Origin of the sequence: Actinomycetospora sp. TBRC 11914 (assembly GCF_012933465.1) — a bacterium.
Taxonomy (GTDB): Bacteria; Actinomycetota; Actinomycetes; order Mycobacteriales; family Pseudonocardiaceae; genus Actinomycetospora.
The window spans coordinates 247,186-270,418 of the sequence record NZ_JABBND010000003.1; the positions used below are offsets into that span (position 1 = coordinate 247,186).

General features: G+C 75.2%; 22 protein-coding genes. 5 read left to right on the plus strand and 17 right to left on the minus strand.

The features are described from left to right. Positions 1–39 precede the first annotated feature (39 nt). The 5 genes from HH311_RS09285 to HH311_RS09305 form a co-directional block, all read right to left on the minus strand. Entirely contained in the window at positions 40–387 is a 348-nt protein-coding gene (locus HH311_RS09285; RefSeq protein WP_169183329.1) for a cobalamin biosynthesis protein, read from the minus strand. Between the two features lie 13 nt (positions 388–400). Next, entirely contained in the window at positions 401–1,819 is a 1,419-nt protein-coding gene (locus tag HH311_RS09290; protein ID WP_211190008.1) for a cobyrinate a,c-diamide synthase, read from the minus strand. 2 nt (positions 1,820–1,821) lie between these two features. Continuing rightward, positions 1,822–2,436, minus strand: a complete 615-nt coding sequence (gene cobO / locus HH311_RS09295) for a cob(I)yrinic acid a,c-diamide adenosyltransferase (RefSeq protein WP_169183331.1) — start codon at positions 2,434–2,436, stop codon at positions 1,822–1,824. A 19-nt stretch (positions 2,437–2,455) separates the two neighbouring features. Further along, positions 2,456–4,651 carry a VWA domain-containing protein gene (locus tag HH311_RS09300; protein ID WP_169183332.1) on the minus strand — a complete coding sequence of 732 codons (2,196 nt, stop codon included), beginning with the start codon at positions 4,649–4,651 and terminating at the stop codon, positions 2,456–2,458. 70 nt (positions 4,652–4,721) lie between these two features. Further along, positions 4,722–5,543: a siderophore-interacting protein gene (locus tag HH311_RS09305; protein ID WP_169183333.1), complete on the minus strand. Its 822-nt coding sequence runs from the start codon at positions 5,541–5,543 to the stop codon at positions 4,722–4,724. A gap of 313 nt (positions 5,544–5,856) precedes the next feature. Here HH311_RS09305 and HH311_RS09310 point away from each other — a divergent pair, with 313 nt between their 5' ends. Further along, positions 5,857–6,264 carry a hypothetical protein gene (locus HH311_RS09310; protein ID WP_169183334.1) on the plus strand — a complete coding sequence of 136 codons (408 nt, stop codon included), beginning with the start codon at positions 5,857–5,859 and terminating at the stop codon, positions 6,262–6,264. Between the two features lie 118 nt (positions 6,265–6,382). Here HH311_RS09310 and HH311_RS09315 read toward each other — a convergent pair whose 3' ends face one another. Next, positions 6,383–7,318, minus strand: a complete 936-nt coding sequence (locus HH311_RS09315) for a serine protease (protein WP_312030032.1) — start codon at positions 7,316–7,318, stop codon at positions 6,383–6,385. Between the two features lie 457 nt (positions 7,319–7,775). Here HH311_RS09315 and HH311_RS09320 point away from each other — a divergent pair, with 457 nt between their 5' ends. Continuing rightward, a complete protein-coding gene (locus HH311_RS09320) occupies positions 7,776–9,158 on the plus strand; it encodes a mycothione reductase (RefSeq protein WP_169183336.1) in 1,383 nt (460 codons plus the stop codon). Between the two features lie 2 nt (positions 9,159–9,160). On the opposite strand, the gene HH311_RS09325 is transcribed toward HH311_RS09320, so the two are convergent. From HH311_RS09325 to HH311_RS09340, 4 genes are all read right to left on the minus strand, one after another. Continuing rightward, positions 9,161–9,646: a CinA family protein gene (locus HH311_RS09325; protein ID WP_169183337.1), complete on the minus strand. Its 486-nt coding sequence runs from the start codon at positions 9,644–9,646 to the stop codon at positions 9,161–9,163. A 76-nt stretch (positions 9,647–9,722) separates the two neighbouring features. Then, complete coding sequence (locus HH311_RS09330; protein WP_169183338.1) at positions 9,723–10,607, minus strand: ABC transporter permease; 885 nt, start codon at positions 10,605–10,607, stop codon at positions 9,723–9,725. 2 nt (positions 10,608–10,609) lie between these two features. Further along, complete coding sequence (locus HH311_RS09335) at positions 10,610–11,599, minus strand: ATP-binding cassette domain-containing protein (RefSeq protein ID WP_169183339.1); 990 nt, start codon at positions 11,597–11,599, stop codon at positions 10,610–10,612. Positions 11,600–11,764: 165 nt separating this feature from the next. After that, complete coding sequence (locus HH311_RS09340) at positions 11,765–12,427, minus strand: TetR/AcrR family transcriptional regulator (RefSeq protein ID WP_312030033.1); 663 nt, start codon at positions 12,425–12,427, stop codon at positions 11,765–11,767. Between the two features lie 117 nt (positions 12,428–12,544). On the opposite strand from HH311_RS09340, the gene HH311_RS09345 reads away from it, so the two are divergent. From HH311_RS09345 to HH311_RS09355, 3 genes are all read left to right on the plus strand, one after another. After that, complete coding sequence (locus HH311_RS09345) at positions 12,545–12,991, plus strand: nitroreductase/quinone reductase family protein (protein ID WP_169183341.1); 447 nt, start codon at positions 12,545–12,547, stop codon at positions 12,989–12,991. Between the two features lie 43 nt (positions 12,992–13,034). After that, the gene (locus HH311_RS09350; protein ID WP_169183342.1) at positions 13,035–14,273 is read left to right on the plus strand and encodes a trans-acting enoyl reductase family protein; all 1,239 of its coding nucleotides are present in this window, start codon (positions 13,035–13,037) and stop codon (positions 14,271–14,273) included. Positions 14,274–14,347: 74 nt separating this feature from the next. Continuing rightward, complete coding sequence (locus HH311_RS09355) at positions 14,348–14,824, plus strand: SRPBCC family protein (protein WP_169183343.1); 477 nt, start codon at positions 14,348–14,350, stop codon at positions 14,822–14,824. Positions 14,825–14,895: 71 nt separating this feature from the next. On the opposite strand, the gene HH311_RS09360 is transcribed toward HH311_RS09355, so the two are convergent. The 7 genes from HH311_RS09360 to HH311_RS09390 form a co-directional block, all read right to left on the minus strand. Then, positions 14,896–16,419: a cobyric acid synthase gene (locus HH311_RS09360; protein WP_169183344.1), complete on the minus strand. Its 1,524-nt coding sequence runs from the start codon at positions 16,417–16,419 to the stop codon at positions 14,896–14,898. A gap of 150 nt (positions 16,420–16,569) precedes the next feature. Beyond that, positions 16,570–17,394, minus strand: a complete 825-nt coding sequence (locus HH311_RS09365) for a DUF4190 domain-containing protein (protein WP_169183345.1) — start codon at positions 17,392–17,394, stop codon at positions 16,570–16,572. A 291-nt stretch (positions 17,395–17,685) separates the two neighbouring features. Then, the gene (locus HH311_RS33190) at positions 17,686–18,693 is read right to left on the minus strand and encodes a dihydrofolate reductase family protein (protein WP_169183346.1); all 1,008 of its coding nucleotides are present in this window, start codon (positions 18,691–18,693) and stop codon (positions 17,686–17,688) included. A 4-nt stretch (positions 18,694–18,697) separates the two neighbouring features. After that, positions 18,698–19,555: a type I methionyl aminopeptidase gene (gene map / locus HH311_RS09375; protein WP_169183347.1), complete on the minus strand. Its 858-nt coding sequence runs from the start codon at positions 19,553–19,555 to the stop codon at positions 18,698–18,700. 22 nt (positions 19,556–19,577) lie between these two features. Next, positions 19,578–19,970 (minus strand): DUF3054 domain-containing protein, encoded by a 393-nt coding sequence (locus HH311_RS09380; protein ID WP_169183348.1) that lies wholly within the window; start codon positions 19,968–19,970, stop codon positions 19,578–19,580. Positions 19,971–19,992: 22 nt separating this feature from the next. Continuing rightward, positions 19,993–20,826, minus strand: a complete 834-nt coding sequence (locus tag HH311_RS09385; RefSeq protein WP_169183349.1) for a GNAT family N-acetyltransferase — start codon at positions 20,824–20,826, stop codon at positions 19,993–19,995. 279 nt (positions 20,827–21,105) lie between these two features. Next, complete coding sequence (locus tag HH311_RS09390; protein WP_169183350.1) at positions 21,106–23,187, minus strand: prolyl oligopeptidase family serine peptidase; 2,082 nt, start codon at positions 23,185–23,187, stop codon at positions 21,106–21,108. Positions 23,188–23,233: the final 46 nt, after the last annotated feature.

The window sequence follows — 23,233 nt, forward strand, 5'->3', positions numbered from 1 at the left end:
CCGGTCCGCCGGCCGGTGATCCTAGGGTGGCGGGCCGGGTCAGCGGGCGAGCGCGACGGTGACGCCGGAGCCGCGCCGCTTCTCGACGACGAGCACGCCGTCACCGCCGGTCGCGCGCGCGGCGAGGATCGCCGCCGCCTCGGCGACGCTGCCGGTGCCGGTCAGGCGCCGGACCACGGCCGACGGGTTCGGGACGTCGACGGCGTCGAGCTCCGCGGTCGTGTAGGCGAAGAGCCGGCGCCCGGCCGCGACCGCGTCGATCGCCGGCTCGTCGAGGCGGCGGTCGATGGTCGCGACGGCGTCGATCTCCACGTCCCCGAGTGCCGCGACGGCGTCGAGCAGGTGCGCCGCCGGCGTCCCGGGCTCGACCCCGACGCCGAGGATCACGGAGCCCTCCGCGTCACCGGGCCGCGGCCCGCGCGAACCGCCGGATCGCCGCCGGGCGCCCGGCGGGGTGGGTGTGCAGGTAGGAGGCGTGGACGTTCCCGGCCACGAAGCCCTCGGTGACCGGCTCGCCGCCCGCCGACCAGCGCCAGGCCGGCGTCGTCCCCGCCCGCGGCGTGGTCACGGTGCGGTGGAACTCGTGGCCGGTCACCGCCTCCCCGGCGGCGGCGACGGGCGAGTCGACGGTCGCGGTGGCGCCGCGGTACCCCAGGTGCAGGCGCGGGCCCATCGCGGCGTCGGCGTCGAGCACCCCGCACATCGCGGCGCCGTCGAGGCTGCGCCCCAGGTAGAGCAGCCCGCCGCACTCGGCGTGCACGGGGCCGCCGTCCTCGGCGAACCGGCGGACCGCGGCGCGCAGCGGCTCGTTGGCGGCGAGCCCCTCGAGGTGCTCCTCCGGGAATCCGCCGGGCAGCACGAGCCCGGCGGTCCCCGCCGGCAGCGCCTCGTCGCGCAGCGGGTCGACGACGGCGACCTCGCACCCGGCGGCGGCGAGGAGCTCGGCGTGCTCGGGGTAGCCGAAGGTGAACGCGGGGCCGCCCGCGACGGCGACCACCGGCGTCGGACCCCGGACCTCGGCCCACGGCGGCCGGCCCTCGCCGACCTCGTGCGCCGGGTCCCACGCCGTCGTCGGGGTCGCGGGGGCGCGGCGGGCGAGGGCCTCGACGGCGTCGAGGTCGACGTGCTCGGCCACGAGCGTCGTCATGGCGTCGACGGCCGCCCGGGCCGCGTCGCCGTGCTCGGCGGCGGTGACGAGCCCGAGGTGGCGGCTCGGCACCGCCAGCTCGGCGCGGCGGGGGACGACGCCGAGCACCGGCATCCCGACCTCGGCGCACGCCGCCCGCAGCGCGTCCGCGTGCCGCTCGGTGCCGACGCGGTTGAGCACGACGCCGGCCGGGCGCACCCGCGGGTCGAAGTGCGCGAACCCGTGGAGCAGCGCGGCGATCGACCGGTGCTGGCCGCGGGCGTCGACGACGAGCACCACCGGCGCGTCGAGCACGCGCGCGACGTGGGCGGTCGAACCGTCGTCGTCCGGCCCGGCGCCCTGTGCGTGCGGTGCGGTGTCCCGGCTCGGGGACGTCCGCACGAGACGGCCGTCGAAGAGCCCCATCACGCCCTCGACGACGGCGAGGTCGGCCCCGGCCGCGCCGTGCACGACGAGGCCGGGCAACCGCTCGGCACCGACCAGCACCGGGTCGAGGTTGCGGCCGGGGCGGCCGGCCGCCAGCGCGTGGTAGCCGGGGTCGACGTAGTCCGGGCCGATCTTGAACGGGGCCGGCCGGGTGCCGCGCGCGGCGAAGGCGCCGAGCAGCCCCGTCGCGATCGTCGTCTTCCCGCTCCCCGACGACGGCGCCGCGACCACCACCCGGGGGGGCAGCGCTACCACTCGATGCCCTTCTGGCCCTTCTGGCCGGCGTCCATCGGGTGCTTGATCTTGGTCATCTCGGTGACCAGGTCGGCGACCTCGACCAGCTCCGGGGGCGCGTCGCGGCCGGTGACGACCACGTGCTGGAACCCGGGCCGGTCCCGCAGCACGGACACCACCTCGCCGATGTCGATCCAGCCCCACTTCAACGGGTAGGTGAACTCGTCGAGCACGTAGAAGTCGTGCGCCCCGGACTCCAGCCGCCGCCGGATCTCCGCCCAGCCCTCCCGGGCGGCGTCGGCGTGGTCGTCCTCCGAGCCCGGCTTGCGCGACCAGGACCAGCCCTCGCCCATCTTGTGCCACTCGACGGGCCCGCCCTGGCCGGTGCTCGCGTGCAGCTCGCCGAGCGCCTTCAGTGCGGTCTCCTCGCCGACGCGCCACTTCGCCGACTTCACGAACTGGAAGACGGCCACGCTGGCGCCGGCCGTCCACTGGCGCAGCGCCATCCCGAACGCGGCGGTCGACTTGCCCTTGTTCGGTCCGGTGTGCACGACGACGAGCGGACGCCGGCGGCGCTGCCGGGTGGTCAGCCCGTCGGCCGGCACGCTGGTGGGGACGCCCTGGGGCACGGTGCTCTCCTCGCTCTGGCTACATCGCCTGGGCCACGGCGGCCACGCTGTCGCCGGTCAGCTCGTCGAGCGTCACGACCGCCCCCGCGGCGGCGCCCGCGACCCGGCCGGCCAGCCCGAGGCGCACCGGGCCGGACTCGCAGTCGACGACGACGGTGCTCATCGCGGCGCCGCCCGACCCCGCCCGACGACGGCCCGGGCCGGCCTCGCGGGCGAGTCCCCGCGCGGCCTCGAGGGCCTCGACGAGCGGCGTGGCGCCGGCGCTCCCGGACCCCGACGACACCGTGGCGCGCCCGTCGGTGAGGACGATCAGCAGGCCGCGGCGGCGCGGGTCGCGCACCCGCTCCGCGCGCAGCACCCGGCGCGCGGTGCGCAGCCCGTCCGCGAGCGGCGTGCGGCCGCCGGTGCGCAGGTCGGCGAGGCGGTGGTGCGCGGTGTGGACCGACGTGGTCGGCGGGAGCACGACGGTCGCGCCCGGGCCGCGGAAGGTCACCACGCCGACCTTGTCCCGCCGCTGGTAGGCATCGCGCAGGAGGGCGACGACGGCGCCGGCGACCGCGTTCATCCGCCGCCGCGCGGCCATCGAGCCCGAGGCGTCCACGCAGAACAGCACGAGGTTGCCCTCGCGCCCCTCGCGCAGCGCGTGCCGCAGGTCCTCCGGGGCGGCGCGTCCCCGCCGGCCGCCCCGGGCCGCGGCCAGCACCGTCGCCGGCAGGTGGGGCGCGGGCCCGGTGTCGGGGGTCTCGACGACGGCCCGCACCGTGCGGCCGCGGCGCCCGCGCGATCGGGAGCGGCGGCCCGGGGCCCCGTCGCCGAGGCCGTGGACCTCGAAGCGCCGGGTGCGCAGCCGGGTCGGGGTGGGCGCGCCGACCGGGCGGCCCGCGGGCTCGTCCCCGGCCGCCCCCTGTGCCAGCCCCTGTGCCAGCGGAGCGTCGTTGCCTGCATCCAGTGGCAGGGAATCCCCGTCGTCGCGCGCCCCCGACGACGGCGGCCCGGCGGAACCGTGTCCCTCGGACCCGGTCTGCCCGCGACCGCCCGCGCCGGCCTCGGAACCGTCGCCGTCCTCGTCGGGACCCGGTCCGTCGGCACCGCCGGCGGGGTCCGCCCCGTCCGGACCACGGCCGTCGTCGGGACCCTCCGGGCCGTCGTCCGGACCGCCACCGCCCGACGGCGGGTCGGGCGGCTGGTCGTCGTCGTGGTCGGCCACCGCCTGCTCGGCGGCCTGCAGGGCCTTCTCGAGCTCCTCCTCGGACAGCGACGGCTCGTCGAACGGGTCGCGGCGGCGGCGGTGCGGCAGGGCGAGGCGGGCGGCCGCGCGGACGTCGTCGACGTCGACCGCGCCCACCCCGCGCCACGCGGCGTGCGCGACGGCGGTGCGGGCGAGCACGACGTCGGCGCGCATCCCGTCGACCTCGACCGCGGCGCACACCGCGGAGATCCGCACCAGTTCGCGGTCGGAGAGCGCGACCCGGGGCAGCCGGTCACGCGCCTCGCCGAGCCGGGCCCGCAGCGCGTCCTCGGCCCCGGCGAAGCGGGCGGCGAACCCGGCGGGGTCGGCGTCGTGGGCGAGCCGGCGGCGCACCACCTCGGTGCGCTCGGCGACCTCCCGCGAGGCGGTCACCGCGACGGTGAGGCCGAACCGGTCGAGCAGCTGCGGGCGCAGCTCGCCCTCCTCGGGGTTCATCGTCCCGACGAGCAGGAACCGCGCCGGGTGCGAGAACGAGATCCCGTCGCGCTCCACGTGCGAGCGCCCGGAGGCGGCGGCGTCGAGGAGCAGGTCGACGAGGTGGTCGTGGAGGAGGTTGACCTCGTCGACGTAGAGCACGCCGCGGTGGGCGGCCGCGAGCAGGCCGGGCTGCACCGAGCCGCGGCCATGCGCGAGGACCTCCTGGAGGTCCAGCGAGCCGATCAGCCGGTCCTCGGAGGCGCCGACGGGCAGCTCGACCAGCCGCGCCGGCCGCCGCTCGACGGGGGTTCCCGCGGCGAAGGGACCGTCGGGGCTCTCCTCGCCGGCGTCGACGTCGACCCCGAACCGGTCGCCGGCGCGGACCGTGACCTCGGGGAGGAGATCCGCGAGCGCCCGGACGATCGTCGACTTCGCCGTCCCCTTCTCCCCGCGCACCAGCACGCCGCCGATCCCGGGGTCGACGGCCGCGAGCAGCAGCGCCAGCCGCAGGTCCGGGTGGCCGACGACGGCCGAGAAGGGGAACGCCACGGGGCGCGACCCTAACCCGGGGCGCCGCCCGACATCTCATCCGTCGCTGAGATGTGCGTCCCCACCACGGTCAGGCGGCGACGCCGTTGCCCGCCCGCTTGTCGGCCTGGAAGGCCTCCTCGTCCATGCCCCGGCGCCAGTAGCCCGAGATCGAGAGCAGCTCGCGCCCGACGCCGCGCTCGTCGCGCACCAGCCCGCGCAGCGCCTTCACCACCCCGGTCTCGCCGTGCACGAAGGCCTGGACACGGCCGGCGGGCCACGGCGCGTCCCGCACCACGTCCGCCAGGTCCTCGCCGGCGTCGCGGTGCACCCAGCGCACCGAGAGCGCGCCGGGGCTCGCCAGCGCCAGCTCGTCGTGCGGGCCGTCGACCTGGACGAACACCTGGACGGGGACACCCGGCGCGACCCGCTCGCACGCGGCGGCGATCGCGGGGAGGGCGGCCTCGTCGCCGATCAGCACGTGGGCGTCGGCGTCCGCCGCGGGGGCGTAGGCACCGCCGGGGCCCTGGAGGACGAGCTCGTCCCCCGGCGCGGCGGCGAGCGCCCACCGACCGGCCACCCCGGTGTCGCCGTGCACGACGAAGTCGATGGCCATCTCGCCGGCGGCATGGTCGAGGGAGCGCACGGTGTAGGTCCGCATGATCGGCCAGTCCGAGCGCGGCATCGTCTCGCGCACGATCCCGACGTCGAGGGGCTCGGGGTAGGTCACACCGGGCCGCGGGAAGGCGAGCTTGACGTAGCGGTCGGTGCAGCCGTTGTCGGCGATCCCGACCACGCCCGGTCCGCCGAGCACGACGCGGACCAGATGGGGGGTCAGCCGCTCGGAGCGCAGGACGGTGAGCCGGTGGGCGGGCCGGTTCCGGCGGGCCGGTGCCGTCGTGGGGGACGCCATGGATGCCTCCTGTCTTAGGTGAGGCTCACCTTAACTGCTGCGCGCTGGGAACGGGCTGTGTATCCACGCAGCGCAGCCGAGGACGGTTGTGCGACACGGGGGGCTGTGACAGCCTGTTCCGGGATCCGTGATCTGGGTCTCACCGGGACGGTTCACTCCGAGCAGCCGTCGTGCCGTCGCCGTCTCCTCGTGCGCCCACGGCCCCCGTCGGGACCCCGCGCTGCACCCCCACGGCCCGCGAGACCGCCGTCCCGCGAGCGCCGGTGGCGTGCCCGCCGGCCCGGTGGCCCCGTGGGCTCCGGAAGGTTCCGCCGTGCCGCAGCCCCGTCCTGCCCCCGCCCACCCCGCACCCGCACCGGCCGCCGCGGGCCGCCGCGCCGTGCGGCGTCGTCCGGGAGGCACCGACCGGGCTCCGCAGCCGGCGCCCCTCGAGCTCCCGACCGCGGTCGTCGCCGGCCTGCAGGCGCTGGGCAACCTGCGCGACCTGCCGACGGGGGTCCTCGACGGCCGTCTCGAGCGGATGCTGCGCGCCACGCTGGCCCACCACCGCCCGCCGGCCTCGCCGAACGGGTCCGCGGCCTCGCCCACCGAGGCGACGTCGGCGGCCGTGCTCACCGCGTGCGCCCACCTGGCGACCCGGGAGTACGAGGACGCCTACCTGGCGCTGTGCACCGCCTACGACCACCTGCCCCGCCACCCCGCGCCGCCGCCGCGGGACTGACGGACGCGGGACCGACACGGCGGGACCGACACGGCCGAGGGCGGACCGGCCTGCCCGCCGATCCGCCCTCGATCCCCGCTCCGGTCTGCCCACCGGCGGGGCCGCCCCCTGGCGCCCCTCAGGTCAACTGCTTCTCGATGATCGCGGCGTTGGGCCCGACCCGGGTGTAGTAGCCCGGCTTGCCGGCCCGCGCGCAGCCGTCGCCGAAGCTGGTGATGCCGATCAGCTTGCCGCCCACCACGAGCGGGCCGCCGGAGTCGCCCTGGCAGGTGTCGACGCCGCCGTCGTCGTACCCGGCGCAGGTCAGCAGGCCCGGGTCGAAGTTCGAGGCGCCGGCCTTGCAGTAGGAGTCGTCGCGGACCGGCACGGTCGCCGAGAGCAGGTAGCGCGAGGGTGTCCCGTTCTCCGCGGTGGAGCCCCACCCGTAGATCGTCGCCGCGGTCGCCGGGGCGTACAGCGCGGTGTCGGCCGCCGTGGCGAGCGGCAGCGTCTTCTGCCGGACCGGCGTGGCGAGCGTGAGCACCGAGACGTCGAGACCGTTGCCGACCGAGGTGAACGTCGGGCTCACCCAGGTCTTCGCGACCGGCACCGAGGTGCCGGCCTGGGACTGCTTGTCGTCCCGCCCGACGACGACGAAGGTCTTCCGGTCGGGCGCGGAGGCGGTGCAGTGCGCCGCGGTGACGACCTTGGTCGGCGTCACCAGGGTGCCCCCGCAGAACTGGAAGCCCGAGGCGTCGGTGAGGTAGACGACCCACGGCGCGGTCGCGGTGGTCGCCTTCTGGCCACCCACGACGCGGCCCTGCTCGACGCCGCCGTCACCGTCGGCGCCGGAGCCGCCGTCACCGCCGGAACCCCCCGACCCTTCCCCGCCCGACCCGTCGTCGGACCCCGGGTCGCTCACCGTCCGCGACCCGGCGTGCCCGGACACGACCACGCCCGCGACACCCGTGCTCACCGTCGCGGAGCTCCGCCCGCCGAGCCCGACCATCCCGACGGCGACCACCGCGAGGACCGCCACGCCCGTCGTCGCCAGCAGCACCGTGCGACGGGCCACGCGCGCCCCCGTCACCGCCCGGGGTGCCGGCTCCGCCCGGTGCCGCCCGCCGCCGGCCCGCCGCCCGGGGTCCGAGGCCCCGTGCCGCACCCGATCCGCCGTCCCACGTCCTCGCATGTACCCCTCCCCTCACGTTCCGCTGTTCCCGGACTCCCCCTGACGGGGCCGTCGGGACCAACTGCCAGCGCCTGACGGAGCAGCACCTGACCAGAGCGGACGGGGCAGCGACAAGGCGGAGCGGCGGAGTTCGCCCCGCTGAGCGACGACGAACGGTCGATTTGCATCGGTAAACGACACCGAGGAGTGAGCGCCGCACGACGAGCGGTCGACGACCGACGCCGTCCGGCGCGCCCGCTGACCGCTCGGCGACGGTGACGGTGTGTCGTCCTTGTGACGACCGTGGGTGGTCGGTTCCGTGGGCGAGCCCGGCTGCACCGACCTCAGTAGCGTGGAGGACGTGCCGCACCACGACCTCGTCATCATCGGCTCGGGATCGGGCAACTCGATCCTGGATCAGCGGTTCGACGGCTGGGACGTCGCGCTCGTCGAGCACGGCGTCTTCGGGGGCACCTGCCTCAACGTCGGCTGCATCCCGACGAAGATGTACGTCTACGCCTCCGACGTCGCCGAGGCGGTCCGCGAGGCCGGCCGCTACGGGGTCGACGCGACCGTCGACAAGGTCCGCTGGAACGACATCCGCGACCGGGTGTTCGGGCGCATCGACCCGATCTCGGCCGGCGGGCGCCGCTACCGCGACACCGAGTGCTCGAACGTCACCCTCTACCAGGGTCACGCCACCTTCACCGGCGAGCGCGAGGTCTCCGTCGCCCCCACCGACGGCTCCCCCGCGACCACGGTGACCGCCGACCGCGTCGTCATCGCCGCCGGGTCACGCCCCACGGTCCCGGCCGTGATCGCGGACGCGGGCGTGCCGTACCACACCTCCGACGACGTGATGCGCCTCGAGGACCTGCCCCGCCGGATGATCGTCGTCGGCGGCGGCTACATCGCCGCGGAGTTCGCGCACGTCTTCGACGCCCTCGGCGTCGAGGTCACCGTCGTCACCCGCGGCCCGGCGCTGCTGCGCGAGCAGGACGAGCTCGTCTCGGCGCGGTTCACCGCGATCGCGCAGGAGCGCTTCACGGTGCACCTGGACGCGGAGCCGACCGCCGCCGAGCAGCGCGCCGACGGCACGATCGTGCTGAGCCTCGCCGACGGCGGGACGATCGAGGGCGACGCCCTGCTCGTCGCCACCGGCCGACGCCCCAACGGCGACCGGATGGACGTCGAGAAGACCGGCCTGGAGCTCACCGGCGACGGCCGCATCGCGGTCGACGAGTACCAGCGCACCCCCGTCGAGGGCGTCTGGGCGCTCGGTGACGTCAGCTCGCCCTACCAGCTCAAGCACGTCGCCAACCACGAGGCGCGCGTCGTGCAGCACAACCTGCTCCACCCCGACGCGCTGCGCGCCACCAGCCACCGGTTCGTGCCCTCGGCGGTGTTCACCCACCCGCAGGTCGCCTCGGTCGGTGCCCGCGAGCAGGACCTCCGCGACTCGGCCACGCCCTACGTCGTCAAGGTCCAGGCCTACGGCGACGTCGCGTTCGGCTGGGCGATGGAGGACTCCACCGGGTTCGCGAAGGTCCTGGCCGCGCCCGACGGCACGCTGCTCGGCGCCCACTTCCTCGGCCCGCAGGCGTCGTCGCTGATCCAGGTGCTGGTGCAGGCCATGGTCTTCGGGCAGAAGGCCCAGGAGGTCGCCACCGGCCAGTACTGGATCCACCCGGCGCTCCCCGAGCTCATCGAGAACGCGCTGCTGGGGCTCCCGCTGGGGAGCTGACGTCAGCCGTCCTTCGCCACGCGCTCGCGCATGGCGTGCAGGGCCTCGATGCGCGTCGCCTTGAGCACGTCCGGCGGTTCGCCGGGGAACCGGCGCTGCCACGTCTCGGTCGAGCCGTGGTCGGACACCGCGAACCACACCGTCCCCGGGGGCTGGTCGTCCTGCGGGTCCGGGCCGCCGGCACCGCTGACGGCGACGACGAGGTCGGCGTCGAACATCCGCGCCGCCTGGTCGGCCATGGCGCGCACCGCGGGCTCCGCGACGACGGGCCCGTCCGGCACGCCGAGCACACCGTGCTTCGTCGCGCGGTCGTAGGCGACCACGCCGCCGCGGAACCACTCGCTGGACCCCGGGGACGCGGCGAGGTCGCTCGAGACGAGCCCACCGGTCAGCGACTCGACCACGGCCACCCGGCGGCCGTCGCGGTCGGCGCCCTCCGAGATCTCCTTCGCGAGCTGCTCGGGCTCCACGTCGACGGGCTGGTCCACCGATCTCCTCCTCCGGGTCCCGGCGCTCCGGGCGCCGGGACGGGGAGTGACCGCGGGACCGGTCGCCGGAAACGCCTCACTCGGTGCGGCGGAATCGCCCGACGGCGAGCGCGAGGAGCACGACCGAGAAGACGATCGTCAGCACGATCTCCAGCCAGGTCGGGACGACGAACGCGCCCCAGCGGATGCCCGGGTCGTAGCGGGCGAGGTCGGCGGGGGCGGCACCCAGGCGGGCGAAGACGACGTGGCGCAGCGGCTCGACCGCGTACGTCATCGGGTTGACGTGGGTGAGCACGGTCAACCACACCGGGAGGTTCCCGAGCGGGAAGAGCGCCCCGGACAGGAACATCAGCGGCGTGATGATCAGCTGCACCATGGGCATGGCCGTCTGGACCTGCTTGAGCCGGGCCGCGAGCATGAGGCCGAGCGAGCAGATCATGAAGGCCATGAGGAAGATCAGGCAGAGCAGCTCGAGGAACATCAGCGGGTCGTAGGGCACGCCCACGAGCCCCGCCAGCGCGAGCAGCAGGACGCACTGCAGCGTCGCGACCGTCGCCCCGCCGACCGCCTTCCCCACCAGGATCGACGTCGTCGACACCGGGGCGACGAGCATCTCGCGCAGGAACCCGAACTCGCGGTCCCAGACGATCGAGATGCCCGAGAACGCCGCGGTGAACAGCACCGAGATCGCGAGCACCCCGGGGAACAGGAACGTGGGCAGCGCGACGCCGCCGCTGCGCCCGCCGGCACTCGCGAGCAGCGAGCCCAGGCCCGAGCCCAGCACGAAGAGGAACAGCAGCGGCTGCGCGAGCGACGAGAGGATGCGCGTGCGGTCCTTGAGGAAACGGATCATCTCCCGCTGCCACACGACGGCGGCCGCGCGGGCCTCGGTGACGAGCCCGCTCTGCGGGACGCGCACCGCCTCGACCCGCAACGACGCCGGGTCCTCGAGCTGCGTCATCCTCAGCGCCCCCTCATCCGCATGGCCATCGGGTGCAGCGACGGTCCCCGCCCGGCCTCGGCGTCGCGCAGGGTGGTGCCGGTGTGGGCGAGGAACACGTCGTCGAGCGACGGCCGCGTCACCGCCACCGAGCGCACACCGACGCCCTCGGCGGTGAGCGCCGCGAACAGCCGCGGCACGAACTCCGCACCCCAGGGCACCGACACCGTGACGGCGCCCTCGCGCACCGCCGCGTCCAGGCCGAACTCCCGGCGGACCGCGGCGATCGCCGCCGCGTCGTCCTCCGTGTTCACCGCGACCCGGTCCGCCCCGACCTGCGCCTTGAGCGCCTCCGGGGTGTCCAGCGCGACGAGCCGGCCCTCGTTCATGATCGCGATCCGGTCGCAGTGCTCGGCCTCGTCCATGTAGTGGGTGGTGACGAAGACGGTGATCGGCTGGGTCTCGTGCAGCCGGGCCAGGTAGTCCCAGATCGAGGCGCGGGTCTGCGGGTCGAGCCCGATGGTGGGCTCGTCGAGGAAGAGCACCTGTGGTGAGTGCAGCAGCCCGCGCGCGATCTCGAGGCGGCGGCGCATCCCGCCGGAGTAGGTGGAGACCGGGTCCTTGCGGCGATCGAACAGCCCGACGGTGCGCAGGACCTCCTCCCGCCGCGCGGCCGCGGTGCGCCGGTCGACGCCGTAGAGCTCGCCGTGGAAGCGCAGGTTCTGCTCCCCCGACATCGGCCCGTCCAACGTCGGCTCCTGGAAGACCAGGCCGATCCGACGGCGGACCGCCGCGCGGTCGGCGACGACGTCGAGGCCGGCGACGGCGGCCGTGCCGCTGGTCGGTTCGACGAGGGTGCACAGGATGTTGATCGTGGTCGACTTGCCCGCGCCGTTCGGGCCGAGGAACCCGAAGGTCTCGCCGCGGGCCACCTCCAGGTCGATCCCGCGGACCGCCTCGACCTCGCCGTAGCGCTTGGTCAGGCCGTGGACCTCGACCGCCGCTGCGTCCACCCCGCCCCCTCTCCCACACCCGGTCGGGAGCCAGCGTAGGGCGCGGACCACCCGCGGTCCCCGGGATCCCCGGGCGTGGCCCGGTCCCGACGGCGGCCGGGGGCACACCTGACAGCCCCGGCGGCCGGGCGGGATGCGCCACGTGCCCCTCGCGGCTCGGGCGCGTCAGGGCAGGCCGACCGCCGTCGCCGCCGCCCCCGCCACGTGGTCGAAGTAGGTCTCCCGGTCGAGGACGACGTTCTCGTACTGCCCGAACAGCTCGAACCCGACGGTGCCGAAGAGCAGCGTCCACGCCGACACCGCGGCCGGCCCGAGGCGGGGGTCGACGCCGAGCGTCGCGGACACGTCGGGCGCGATCGCGGCCACGACATGGTCGGCGGGGTCACTGGGGTCGTCGGCACGACCCTCGGTCGCGATCGCGCCCAGCACCACCCCGACCCGGCCCGCGGCCGGGAGCGTGTCCGGCGGGGCCGCGTACCCGGGGACGGGCGAGCCGTAGATGAGCGCGTACTGCGCCGGGTGCGCCTGCGCCCACGCCCGCACCGCCCGCCACACCGCCACCCAGCTCTCCCGAGCCGTGCCGTCCGCCGCCGCACGCGCCGCCTCGGCCGCCTCCCCGACGGCGTCGTATGCCTCGATGATCAGCGTGGTGAGCAGCTCGTCGCGGCTGGGGAAGTAGCGGTACACGGCCGAGGAGACGAGGCCGACCTCGCGCGCCACGGCCCGCAGCGACAGCGCGGCCGCGCCGACCTCGGCGAGCTGGGTCCGGGCGGCCGCCAGGATCGCCTCGGTCGTCCGGGCGCGGGCGCGTTCGCGAGCCGTGGGCACGACCGAGAGCATCGCACACTTCCGAGAGCACTGCTCTTGACACGGGCGCACCAATCAGAGAACACTGCTCTCAACAGAGAGCAGCGCTCTCGAACATCGACCCGAGGAGCGATCCCCATGAGCACCCACTACCAGCAGCCCGGCGTCCTCACCCGCCGCGTCATGAACCCGCTCGTCGCCTTCCTGACCCGCCGCGGCCTCTCCCTCGCCGGTTCCACTGTGCTCGGCGTCCCCGGCCGGAGCACCGGCGAGATGCGCACGACCCCGGTCAACCCCCTCACCCTCGACGGCGAGCGCTACCTGCTCGCTGCCCGCGGCCAGACCCAGTGGGTGCGCAACCTGCGGGCCTCCGGGTGGGCCGAGCTGACCGTCGGCCGCCGCACCGAGCGCGTCACCGCCCGCGAGATCACCGACCCGGCCGAGATCGTCCCGGTCCTGCGGGCGTACCTGCGGCAGTGGGCCTGGGAGGTCGGCGCATTCTTCCAGGGCGTCGGCGCCGACGCCAGTGACGAGGAGCTGGCCGCGATCGCCCCGCAGCACCCGGTGTTCGCGATCACCGGGTGATGTGAGGGGCGGTCGCCGGGGACCGGCGCTAGCGTGCCGGTCCATGAGCCAGCGCGAGCACGACGTCGTCCTCTACGGCGCGACCAGCTTCGTCGGGGCCCTCACCGCCGACTACCTCGCCCGGCACGCCCCCACCGGCACCCGGGTGGCGCTCGCCGGCCGCTCGCGGGACAAGCTCGAGCGTGTCCGCGCCTCGCTGCCCGCCCCCGGGACGGACTGGCCGCTGATCGTCGCCGACTCGGGCGACCGCGCCGCGCTCGACGCGATGGCCGCCTCGACGACGGCGCTCGCCACCACGGTCGGGCCCTACGCCAAGTACGGCCTGCCGGTGGTCGAGGCGTGCGCCGCGGCGGGCACCCACTACGCCGACCTCACCGGCGAGGCGACGTTCGCCCGGGAGGCCATCGACGCCGCGGACGCCCGGGCCCAGGCCACCGGCGCGCGAATCGTGCACTCCTGCGGCTACGACTCGGTGCCCTCCGACCTCGGCGTCCTGCTCCTGCACAGCCGGGTGCAGGCCGACGGCGAGGGCGAGCTCACCGACGTCACCACCGTCGCCCGGATCCGCGGCGGCGTCTCGGGCGGCACGATCGACTCGATGCGCGGCATCGCCGACGCGGTCCGCTCGGACCGCTCCACGATGAAGGTCCTCCGCGACCCCTACAGCCTCTCCCCCGACCGCGAGGGCGAGCCCGACACCCGCCAGCCCAGCGACAACCCGGCACCCCACCGCGTCGAGGGAGGCTGGCTGGACGGCCGCTGGGTCGCGCCGTTCGTCATGGCCTCCTACAACACCCGGATCGTGCGGCGCTCCAACGCGATCGCCGGCTACGCCTACGGCAAGGGCCTGCGCTACGGCGAGGTCATGGCCACCGGCAAGGGCCCGGTCGGCGCGGTGACGGCCGGAGCGGTGACCGCGGGACTGGGCGCGCTCGTGGCCGGGTTCGCGACGCCGGGGGCCCGCCAGCTCCTCGACCGCGTCCTGCCCAAGCCCGGCGAGGGCCCGTCGGAGCAGACCCGCGAGAAGGGCTGGTTCCGCCACGACGTGGACGCCACCACGACGACGGGTGCGCGCTACACCGCGCGGGTCTCCGCGTCCGGCGACCCGGGCTACGCGGCGACCGCGGTGATCCTCGGCGAGTCGCTGCTGTGCCTGGGGCTCGACGGTGACCGGCTCCCCGACCGGGCCGGCTCGCTGACCCCGGCCACGGCGATGGGTCCGGTGCTGGTGGAGCGGCTGCGCACCGCGGGGCACGTCTACGAGGCCGGCCGGGCGCACTGAGTCGCTCCCCGTCCGGCCGGGCAGATTCCGGTCGCGCGCGATTGAACGACGCGGCCTCCGGGCACGACTCGGGCATGAGTGATCAGCAGACGGTGACGAAGACCGTGGACGCGAGCCCGGAGCAGATGTTCGCGCTGCTCTCCCGGCCGGAGCGCCACACCGAGTTCGACGGCGCCGGCATGCTGCGCGGCGTCGAGCCGGGCGGCGAGCAGGTCACCGGGACGGGCGACGAGTTCGTCATGAACATGGAGAACGACGCGCTCGGGCCGTACCAGATGCGCAACGTGGTCACCTCCTACGAGGAGAACCGCAAGATCGGCTGGGCGCCGTCGATGTACCCGATGGACGCCCAGAAGGACAAGATCGGCGACGTGCGGGCCACCGGCCACACCTGGACCTGGGAGCTCGAGCCGGCCGGGTCGGGCACCAAGGTCACGCAGGTCTACGACTGGTCGGGCGTGCAGGACCAGGACTTCCGTGGGTTCTTCCCGATGGTCTCCGAGGACCAGATGTCCGCGACGATCGACAAGGTCGCGAACGCCGCGACGTAGATCTCTCGCGCCCTCGTGTCAGGAACGACTCGTTGCGGACACCCAGTGTCTGCAACGACTCTTTCCTGACATCACGGTGCGCCGGCCGGGGGCACCACCCGCAGCCCGACCGGCGCGCCGTGCTCGATCAGCCGCCGCAGCCCCGCCGTGTCGAGGTGGGTCTCCACGAGGTCGGCGAGCAGGTCGAGCTGGGCGGTGCGGGCGGCCGCGAACGACGTCGTCGTCGAGACCCGGAACCCGGCCCCCGTCGTCGTCGCCACCCGCTCCAGGAGCCGGCGCCGGAAGCCGTCGTTCTCCAGCAGCCCGTGCCAGTGCGTGCCGAGCACCGGGCCCGCGTCGACGCCCTCGACGGTGCCGTCGGCGTCCGTGACCAGCGGGGCCGCTCCCTCGCGGCGCACCTCGCGGCCGTGGTGGATCTCGTAGCCGGCGACCGGTGCGCCGAGCGCGGTGCCGGCCGGGTTGCCGAGGTGCTTGTCGGGGTCGAAGACGACGTCCACGTCGAGCAGGCCCAGCCCCGCGTGCCGCCCCGGCGCCGCCTCGACGCCGTGCGGGTCGTCGATCGTGCGGGCGAGCATCTGGTAGCCGCCACAGATCCCGAGCACCGGGCGGCCGGCGCGGGCGTGGGCGGTCACCGCGTCGGCGAGGCCGTTCTCCCGTAGCCAGGCGAGGTCGGAGACGGTGGCCTTCGAGCCGGGGAGCACGACGAGGTCCGCGCCGACCACCTCGCCCGGCGAGGTCACGTAGCGGACCGCCACCCCGGGCTCCGTCGCGAGCGCGTCGACGTCGGTGCCGTTGGAGACCCGCGGCAGGCGCACGACGGCGACCCGCAGCCAGTCGCGCCCCAGCGGGGGCGCGGGGCGACCCACGGCACCGTCGTGACCCAGCGAGTCCTCCGCGTCGATCCACAGGTCCGACGCGAACGGGAGCACGCCCAGGGTCGGCCGTCCGGTGAGCCGCCCGAGCTGGGCCAGGCCGGGCTCGAGCAGCGCCGGGTCGCCGCGGAACTTGTTGACCACGAAGCCCGCGACCAGCGCCTGGTCCGCGGGTTCCAGGACGGCGAGCGTGCCGAAGAGGTGGGCGAGGACGCCGCCGCGGTCGATGTCGCCGACGACGATCGTGGGCAGGTCCGCGGCCCGGGCCAGCCCCATGTTGGCGATGTCGGTGGCCCGCAGGTTGATCTCGGCCGGGGAGCCGGCCCCCTCGCAGACGACGACGTCGTGCTCGGCCCGCAGCCGCGCGAGGGTGGTGGTGACGACGTCGAGCAGCGCGGCCTTCCGGTCGCGGTAGGACAGCGCGGTGACGGTGCCGTCGACGCGGCCGTGGACGACGACCTGGCTGGTGCGGTCCGAGCCGGGCTTGAGGAGGACCGGGTTGAAGGCGACGCTCGGGCGCAGGTCGCACGCCGCCGCCTGCAGGGCCTGGGCGCGCCCGATCTCGCCGCCGTCGGTGGTGACGACCGAGTTGTTGCTCATGTTCTGCGCCTTGAACGGCGCGACGTCGACGCCCTGCCGCCGCAGCCAGCGGCAGAGGCCGGCCACGAGCACGCTCTTCCCGGCGTCGCTGGTCGTGCCGGCGACGAGGAGGGCACCGCGCATGATCGGGTGAGCCTACGGCTCTCGTGAGCAGAAAGTGCCGCTATACCGGCACTTTGTGCTCACGAGCGCGGAGCGCACCTCCGTGGGCGCCAGCCTGTCGAGGCACAACGACCCCCCTCGGAGACCGAGAGGGGTCGTCGACCGGCCCGGCTACTTCTTGGTCCAGGTGCAGGTGCCGTCGAACTTGATGTACTTGTCCGAGGACTTGACCTGCATGACGCCCTGACCCTGGACGTTGTCGTTGGCGATGATCGAGTTGAGATCACCGTCGAGGTTCTTGTCGCGCTCGAAGTAGCACCAGTCCGACCCCGTGGTCTTGTAGGTCCCGGGCTGGATCTCGGTGCCGACCTCGTAGGTGCCCGCGGAGAACGTGTTCGGGTCGGCGGCGGGCGCCGCGGCGGAACCGGCCGAGGACGACGACGAGGACGAGCCGCTCGACGAGCCCGACGAGTACGACGGCGGGGTGTAGGTGTAGCTCGGGGCAGGCGCGGTGTAGGTGTAGGGCGCGGAGTAGCCGCTGCTGCCGGAGCTGACGGTGGACGTGTTCGCGGCCTTGGCGATCGCGGTCACGTAGATCGCGCAGATGACCAGCGCGATGGCGCCGAGGACGATCCCCCAGATCGCCATGGGTCGGCCGACCCCGCCGCGTGCCGGCGTGGCCCGCGAGAGCCCGACGATCGCGAACACGATCCCGAGGGGCGCCAGGATCCACGAGACGGTGCCGAGGAGCGGGATGCACGCGACGACGGCCGCGATCAGGGCGAGGACGAAACCCGTGGTCGCCGCCGTGTTCGTCGCGCGCGGCGCGGGAGGCTGAGGAGCCTGGCCCGTCCACGGCGGGAGGTTGCCGGCACCCTGCTGCTGCGGGACGTAGGGGGCGTATCCCTCCTGCTGCGGGACGTACTGCGGACCGGTCGCGGGGCGGCTCGGGTCGTTGGACGACGAGGCGTCGGGCGCCTGAGGGGTGACGGACACGGATACTCCGTTCAGACCAAGAGTGGTTGCGTAGTTCGCAGTCACTTGGTCGTCTGAGATCCATGTCTCGTTACGCGGTGTTTCAAGATTCTTCACGGCGGTGGGCCGACCGAGTGAACGAAGGTGCGAACTACGCGCTCAGCCGACCCACCGAGAGTCACTGTAGCCGTGGCCGGGTGGTCCACCGACGCGAGGGAGTCGTGGCGAGTCGAGGGGATCTCCGCCGGCCGCGCAGCGACTCCCTGATCTTCGCCGGCCGGGTTCGCCGCGGCTCACGAGCGCGGAGCGCACCTACTGCGGAGCGCACCTCGCGCACCGGCGGGCCAGGGGCTCCCAGCGGGGCAGGTGCGTCGTCGTGATCCCGGCGCGGTCGAGCTGGGCCACCCCGGAGGGAAGGGCGACGAACTCCGGCGGCTCCCGCCAGGCGTACACCACGCGGCCGACGCCGGCGCGCTCGATCAGCGTCGCGCACGAGTCCGGCCGGGACGCCCGCTGACCGCAGGGCTCGAGGGAGCTGTACAGCGTCGCGCCGGGGAGCCGCGGGTCGCCCGCCAGGTCGCGGAGCACCCCCTCCTCGGCGTGGTCGAGCGGGTCGTCGCGACGGGACCAGCCCACGCCGAGCACCGACCCGTCGTCGCCGACCACCACGCACCCGACGCTGAAGGCGCTCGCGCTGGGCGGGCAGCGCTCGGTGAGGATGCAGGCCTCGGCGAGGTGGCGGTCGTCAGGGGCGCCGAACCGGTAGCGCAGCAGCAGGTCGTCGCCCACGCCGCGGGTCTCGACGAGGTGCGGCACGGACTCCGGGGCGCCGGTGAACCGCGGCCCGTCCCCCACCAGCCGGGGCGCCACGACCAGCTGCAGCTCGTCGACCACGCCCGCCGCCAGGAACTCCCGCAGGACGCCGGCCCCGCCCTCGACCATGAGGCGCACGACGCCGCGGCCGCCCAGGTCGTCGAGCACCTCCCCCGGCGAGCCCGCCAGGACGACCGTGTCGGCGCCCGGCTCGGTGAGCACCCGCGCGGCGGGGTCGACGGGCCGGCCCGAGAGCACCACGCGCAGCGGCGACGGCACCTGCCCGCACGCGGTCCGCGCGGCCCGGCGCGCCGCCGAACGCACGAGCAGCCGCGGGTCGTCGGCGCGGACCGTCCCGGCGCCGACCAGGATCGCGTCGACGTGCGCCCGCTCGGCGTCGACCCGGTCGAGGTCCTCGGGCCCGGAGAGGACCAGCCGCCGCGGCGAGGCGTCGTCGAGGAAGCCGTCGAGCGAGACCGCGCACGAGGCGAGGACGTGCGGTCTCACGGGCTCACGGCAGCGTCAGGATCTCGCTGCCCGTCTCGGTGACGAGGATCGTGTGCTCGAACTGCGCGGTGCGCGACTTGTCCTTCGTCGTCACCGTCCACCCGTCGTCCCAGATGTCGTAGTCGATGCTGCCGCGGGTGATCATGGGTTCGATCGTGAACGTCATGCCGGGCTCGAGCGGCTCGTGCCGCGTCGGGTCGTCGTAGTGGACCACGACGAGGCCGGAGTGGAACGCCCGCCCGATGCCGTGCCCGGTGAAGTCGCGGACGACGCCGTAGCCGAACCGGTTGGCGTAGGACTCGATGACCCGCCCGACCACGTTCAGCTCGCGACCCGGCTTGACCGCCTTGATCGCGCGCATCGTCGCCTCGTGGGTGCGCTCGACGAGCAGCCGGTCCTCCTCGTCGACGTCGCCGGCGAGGAACGTGGCGTTGGTGTCGCCGTGCACGCCGTCGAGGAAGGCGGTGACGTCGATGTTGACGATGTCGCCGTCCTCGATGACCGTCGAGTCCGGGATGCCGTGGCAGATGACCTCGTTGAGCGAGGTGCAGCACGACTTCGGGAAGCCGCGGTAGCCCAGCGTCGACGGGTAGGCGCCGTGGTCGACGAGGAACTCGTGGACGACCCGGTCGACCTCGTCGGTGGTGACGCCGGGCTTCACCGCCTCCCCGCCGGCCTGCAGCGACTGCGCCGCCACCCGGCTCGCGACCCGCATCTTCTCGATGATCTCGGGGTCCTGCACCCAGGGATCGGTCGAGCGGGCGGGGGCGGGCTTCCCGACGTACTCGGGACGGGCGATGGAGGCGGGCACCGGGCGCAGGGGCGTCTGCTGCCCGGGGCGCAGGGGAGCACGGACCGGCATGGGGTCCAGCGTAGGCGTCGCGTCAGGCGTGCTGCCGCTCGCGCCGGTGGCGCAGCCGCATGATCCCGCGCACGGCGCCGCGCCAGCCCAGGACGAGGACGGCGAGCGAGACCGTCGCGACGACGAGGAACGACAGCGGCGGCCGGTCGACGAACGCCCACCGCAGCAGCATCCCGACGACGACCGCACCCACCCAGACCGCGAGGCCGCTCCGCAGGGCGAGCGGGTCGCGCCAGGAGCGGACGGCGAGCGCCCCGACGAGCGCGCCGGCGAGGAACGGGGCCGCGATCCCGACGACCTGGCCGATCGCGTAGGCGGCGTCGTGCGCGCCCTCCTCGTGCGCCTGCCGGCCGATGGCCGCGAAGACCAGGACGGCGAGCGCGTCGACGAGGGCGAGGGCCGGACGGTGCTTCACGACGGTGAGGGTAGGCCCGACGTCAGAACAGCACCGTCGCGAAGCTCGCGACCTGGCTGAACCCGACCCGCGCGTAGGCGGCCCGCGCCGGGGTGTTGAACGCGTTGACGTAGAGCGAGGCGATCCGGCCCGCCCGGACGAGGTGCTCGACGACGGCGGCCGTGCCCGCCTGCCCGAGGCCGCGGCCACGCCAGTCGGGGTGCACCCACACGCCCTGGATCTGGCCGACCCGGGTCGAGAGGGCCCCGACCTCGGCCTTGAACACGACCTCGCCGTTCTCGAAGCGCACGAACGCCCGCCCGGAGGAGATCAGCTCGCCGACCCGCGCCCGGTAGCCCGCGCCGCCGTCGCCGAGGCGGGGGTCGACGCCGACCTCCTCGAGGAACATCGCGATGGCCGCGGGGAGGTAGCGCTCCATGTCGTCGGGGCGGGCCTGGCGCACGGCGGGGTCGGGCGCGATGGTCGGCATGCCGTCGATCGCCATGAGCGGCTGGTCCGAGCGGACCTCACGGGCGGCGCCCCAGTGCTCGGCGAGCTCCTCCCACAGCGGCAGCACGAGCTCCCGGCGCCCGACGAGCGAGGAGCAGGTCCGGCGGTGCCGGCGGGCCCGGTCGGCGAACGCCCGGACGGCCGACCGCTCGCCCCGCAACGGCACGAGGTTCGCGCCGGAGAAGCACAGCCCGTCGAGCCGGCCGCCGACGCCCCACAGCTCGCCGCCGAGGCGCCACGGCTCCACGCCGACGGTCTCGACGCGCGACGCGACCATGCAGGTCGCGATCGGGTCGTCGTCGAGGACACCGCGCACCCTCGACCGGTCACGGTCGTCGAGGAGCCGCGCACCGGCCGTACGGAGCACGGCGTCCAGAGTGCCACACCGGGGCGGCCACCGGACGTGCACGGCCCGGACACCGTGGCCGGGTTGCGTCGGGAGATGCTCATCGCACCGTCATGATCACCACAGCCGTCGGACACCGGATCCACAGCCGCATCGGGGACTCTGGACGCATGGCCGAGAACGACACCGTGCACGACGACGGCACCTCCCGCGAGGAGCACGACGCGACGCTCGAGGCGCTCGCCCGCCCCCGCAGCGTCGCCAACCCCCGCCGCACTCGGCGCTGAGGGCCGGAGCGGCTCACACCAGCGCGGGCCGCTCCCACTTCTCCCCGAGCACGTGGTGGGCCAGGAACGCGAACACCGTCCGGTACCAGAGCTTCGCGTCGCCCGGCTTGAGCACCCAGTGGTTCTCGTCGGGGAAGTACAGGAACTGCGACTCGACCCCGTGGCGCTGCAGGTCGTACCAGAGCCGTAGCCCCTCCCCGATCGGCACGCGGTAGTCCTTGTCGCCGTGGATCACCAGCATCGGCGTGGTGATCGCGGCGGCGAACCGGTGCGGCGAGTGCTCGTCGTAGCGGTCGCGGTCGGTGATCGGGTCGCCCCACTGGCGCACCCAGTGGTACGAGCCGTCCGTGGTCCCGACGAACCCGTCGAGGTGCCAGATCGAGGCGTGCGTGACGATCGCGTCGAACCGGTCGGTGTGCCCGGCGATCCAGTTGGCCATGTAGCCGCCGAACGAGCCGCCCATCGCCGCCGTCCGGGACGCGTCCAGGTCGGGGCGCTCCAGGGCGGCGTCGGTCACCGTCATGAGGTCGGTGTAGGGCAGCCCGCCCCACGCGCCGGTCGCCGGGTCGGTGAACCCCCGTCCGTAGCCGGTCGACAGGCGCGGGTCGGGCAGCAGCACCGCGTACCCCTGCGCGACCATCAGCCAGGGGCACCAGCGCCAGGACCAGGCGTTCCAGCTCATGTACGGGCCGCCGTGGACCCACAGCAGCAGCGGCGCCGGCGACCGCTCCGACGCGCCCGCCGGGAGCGCGAGCCAGGCCCGCAGCGGCGTCCCGTCCTCGGCGGTCGCGTGCACCTCGGTGAGCGTGCCGGGCACGTCGTCGATCTCGGTGGCCCCGCGCAGGACGGCGGGCTCCTGGTCGGCCGTGTGGGGGTCGAGCCGGACCGGGACCGGGGGCGCGTCCATCGTCGCGCGCATCGCGTAGACCGCGCCGCCCTCCGGGCTCGCGACGACGTCGCCGTAGGCCCCGGACGCGGTCAGGCGCGTGACCGACCCGTCGGCGACCGAGACCCGGAAGACCGGCGCGTGGCCCTGCTCGTCGGCGACGACGAGGACCACGTCGGGATCGGCGGCGCCGGTCACCGACCGGATCGCCCAGCGGCCGGCCTCGACGACGGTGCGCGTCCCGCCGCCCGCGAGCTCCCGTGCCTGCAGCGACTGCGCCGGGGCGCGCCCGGGGGCGGCGTGCTCCTCGCGGATCCACAGCAGCCAGCGCCCGTCCGGGGTGACCACCGGCATCTCGTGGTCGGCCCCGGCCTCGTCGGCGACGACCTCGGTCTCGCCGCCGCCGGTCGGGCGCAGCTCCAGGCGGACGCGCACCGCGGCCGGGTCACCTCGATCCCCCGTCGCTCCGCTCGCTCCGCCCGGGTCCCGCACGTCGACGGCGACGGCCAGCCGGGTCCCGTCCGGGCTGATCGCGGACTCGCGGACCCGCTCGGTGGGCCCCGCGGGGTCGACGACGGCGACCGGCTCGGTGAGGCGGTCGGCGGCGAGCTGGTCGTGGACGCGGATCTGCGGACGTCCGGGGCCGAGGTCGTGGTCCCAGAACCGCACCGGGAACCGGTCGTGCAGCCGCGCGGAGACGCCCGCCTTCTTCCGGGCGGCCCGCAGCGCGGCGGCCGCGTCGGGTGCCTCGTCGGTGTCCTGGGTGCCCTCCGGTGGTTCCGGGGCCGGCCCCACGGGGACCGTCGTGGTGACGACCACGTGGCCCGCGTCGCGCGCGACCTCGAACGAGGTGATGCCGTCGCCGGGCGCGAGGATCTGCCGGGCCTCGCCGCCGTGGCGCGGGAGCACCCAGAGGGCGGCGGGCTCGTCGTCGCCCGCCTCGACCGTCGGGTCGGGACGGCGGGAGGTGAACAGCAGGTCGCCGTCGGGCGCGAACGCCGCCGCCGACTCCCCCGCCGCCGACCGGGTCAGCCGCCGCGCCGGGGCCTCCCCCGTCGGGTCGACCTCCCAGAGGGAGGTCACCGGCTTGGTGCCGTCGGGGGCCAGCTCCGCGACCGTGGTGACCAGCCGGGCCCCGTCCGGCGAGAGTGCGAGGCCGGCCTGGCGGCGGGTGGCGACGAAGGCGTCGAGGTCGTCGAAGGTGCTCATCGGTCCCGATCCCACCACGCCGCGGCCGCCCGGTCCCGCCGACGGG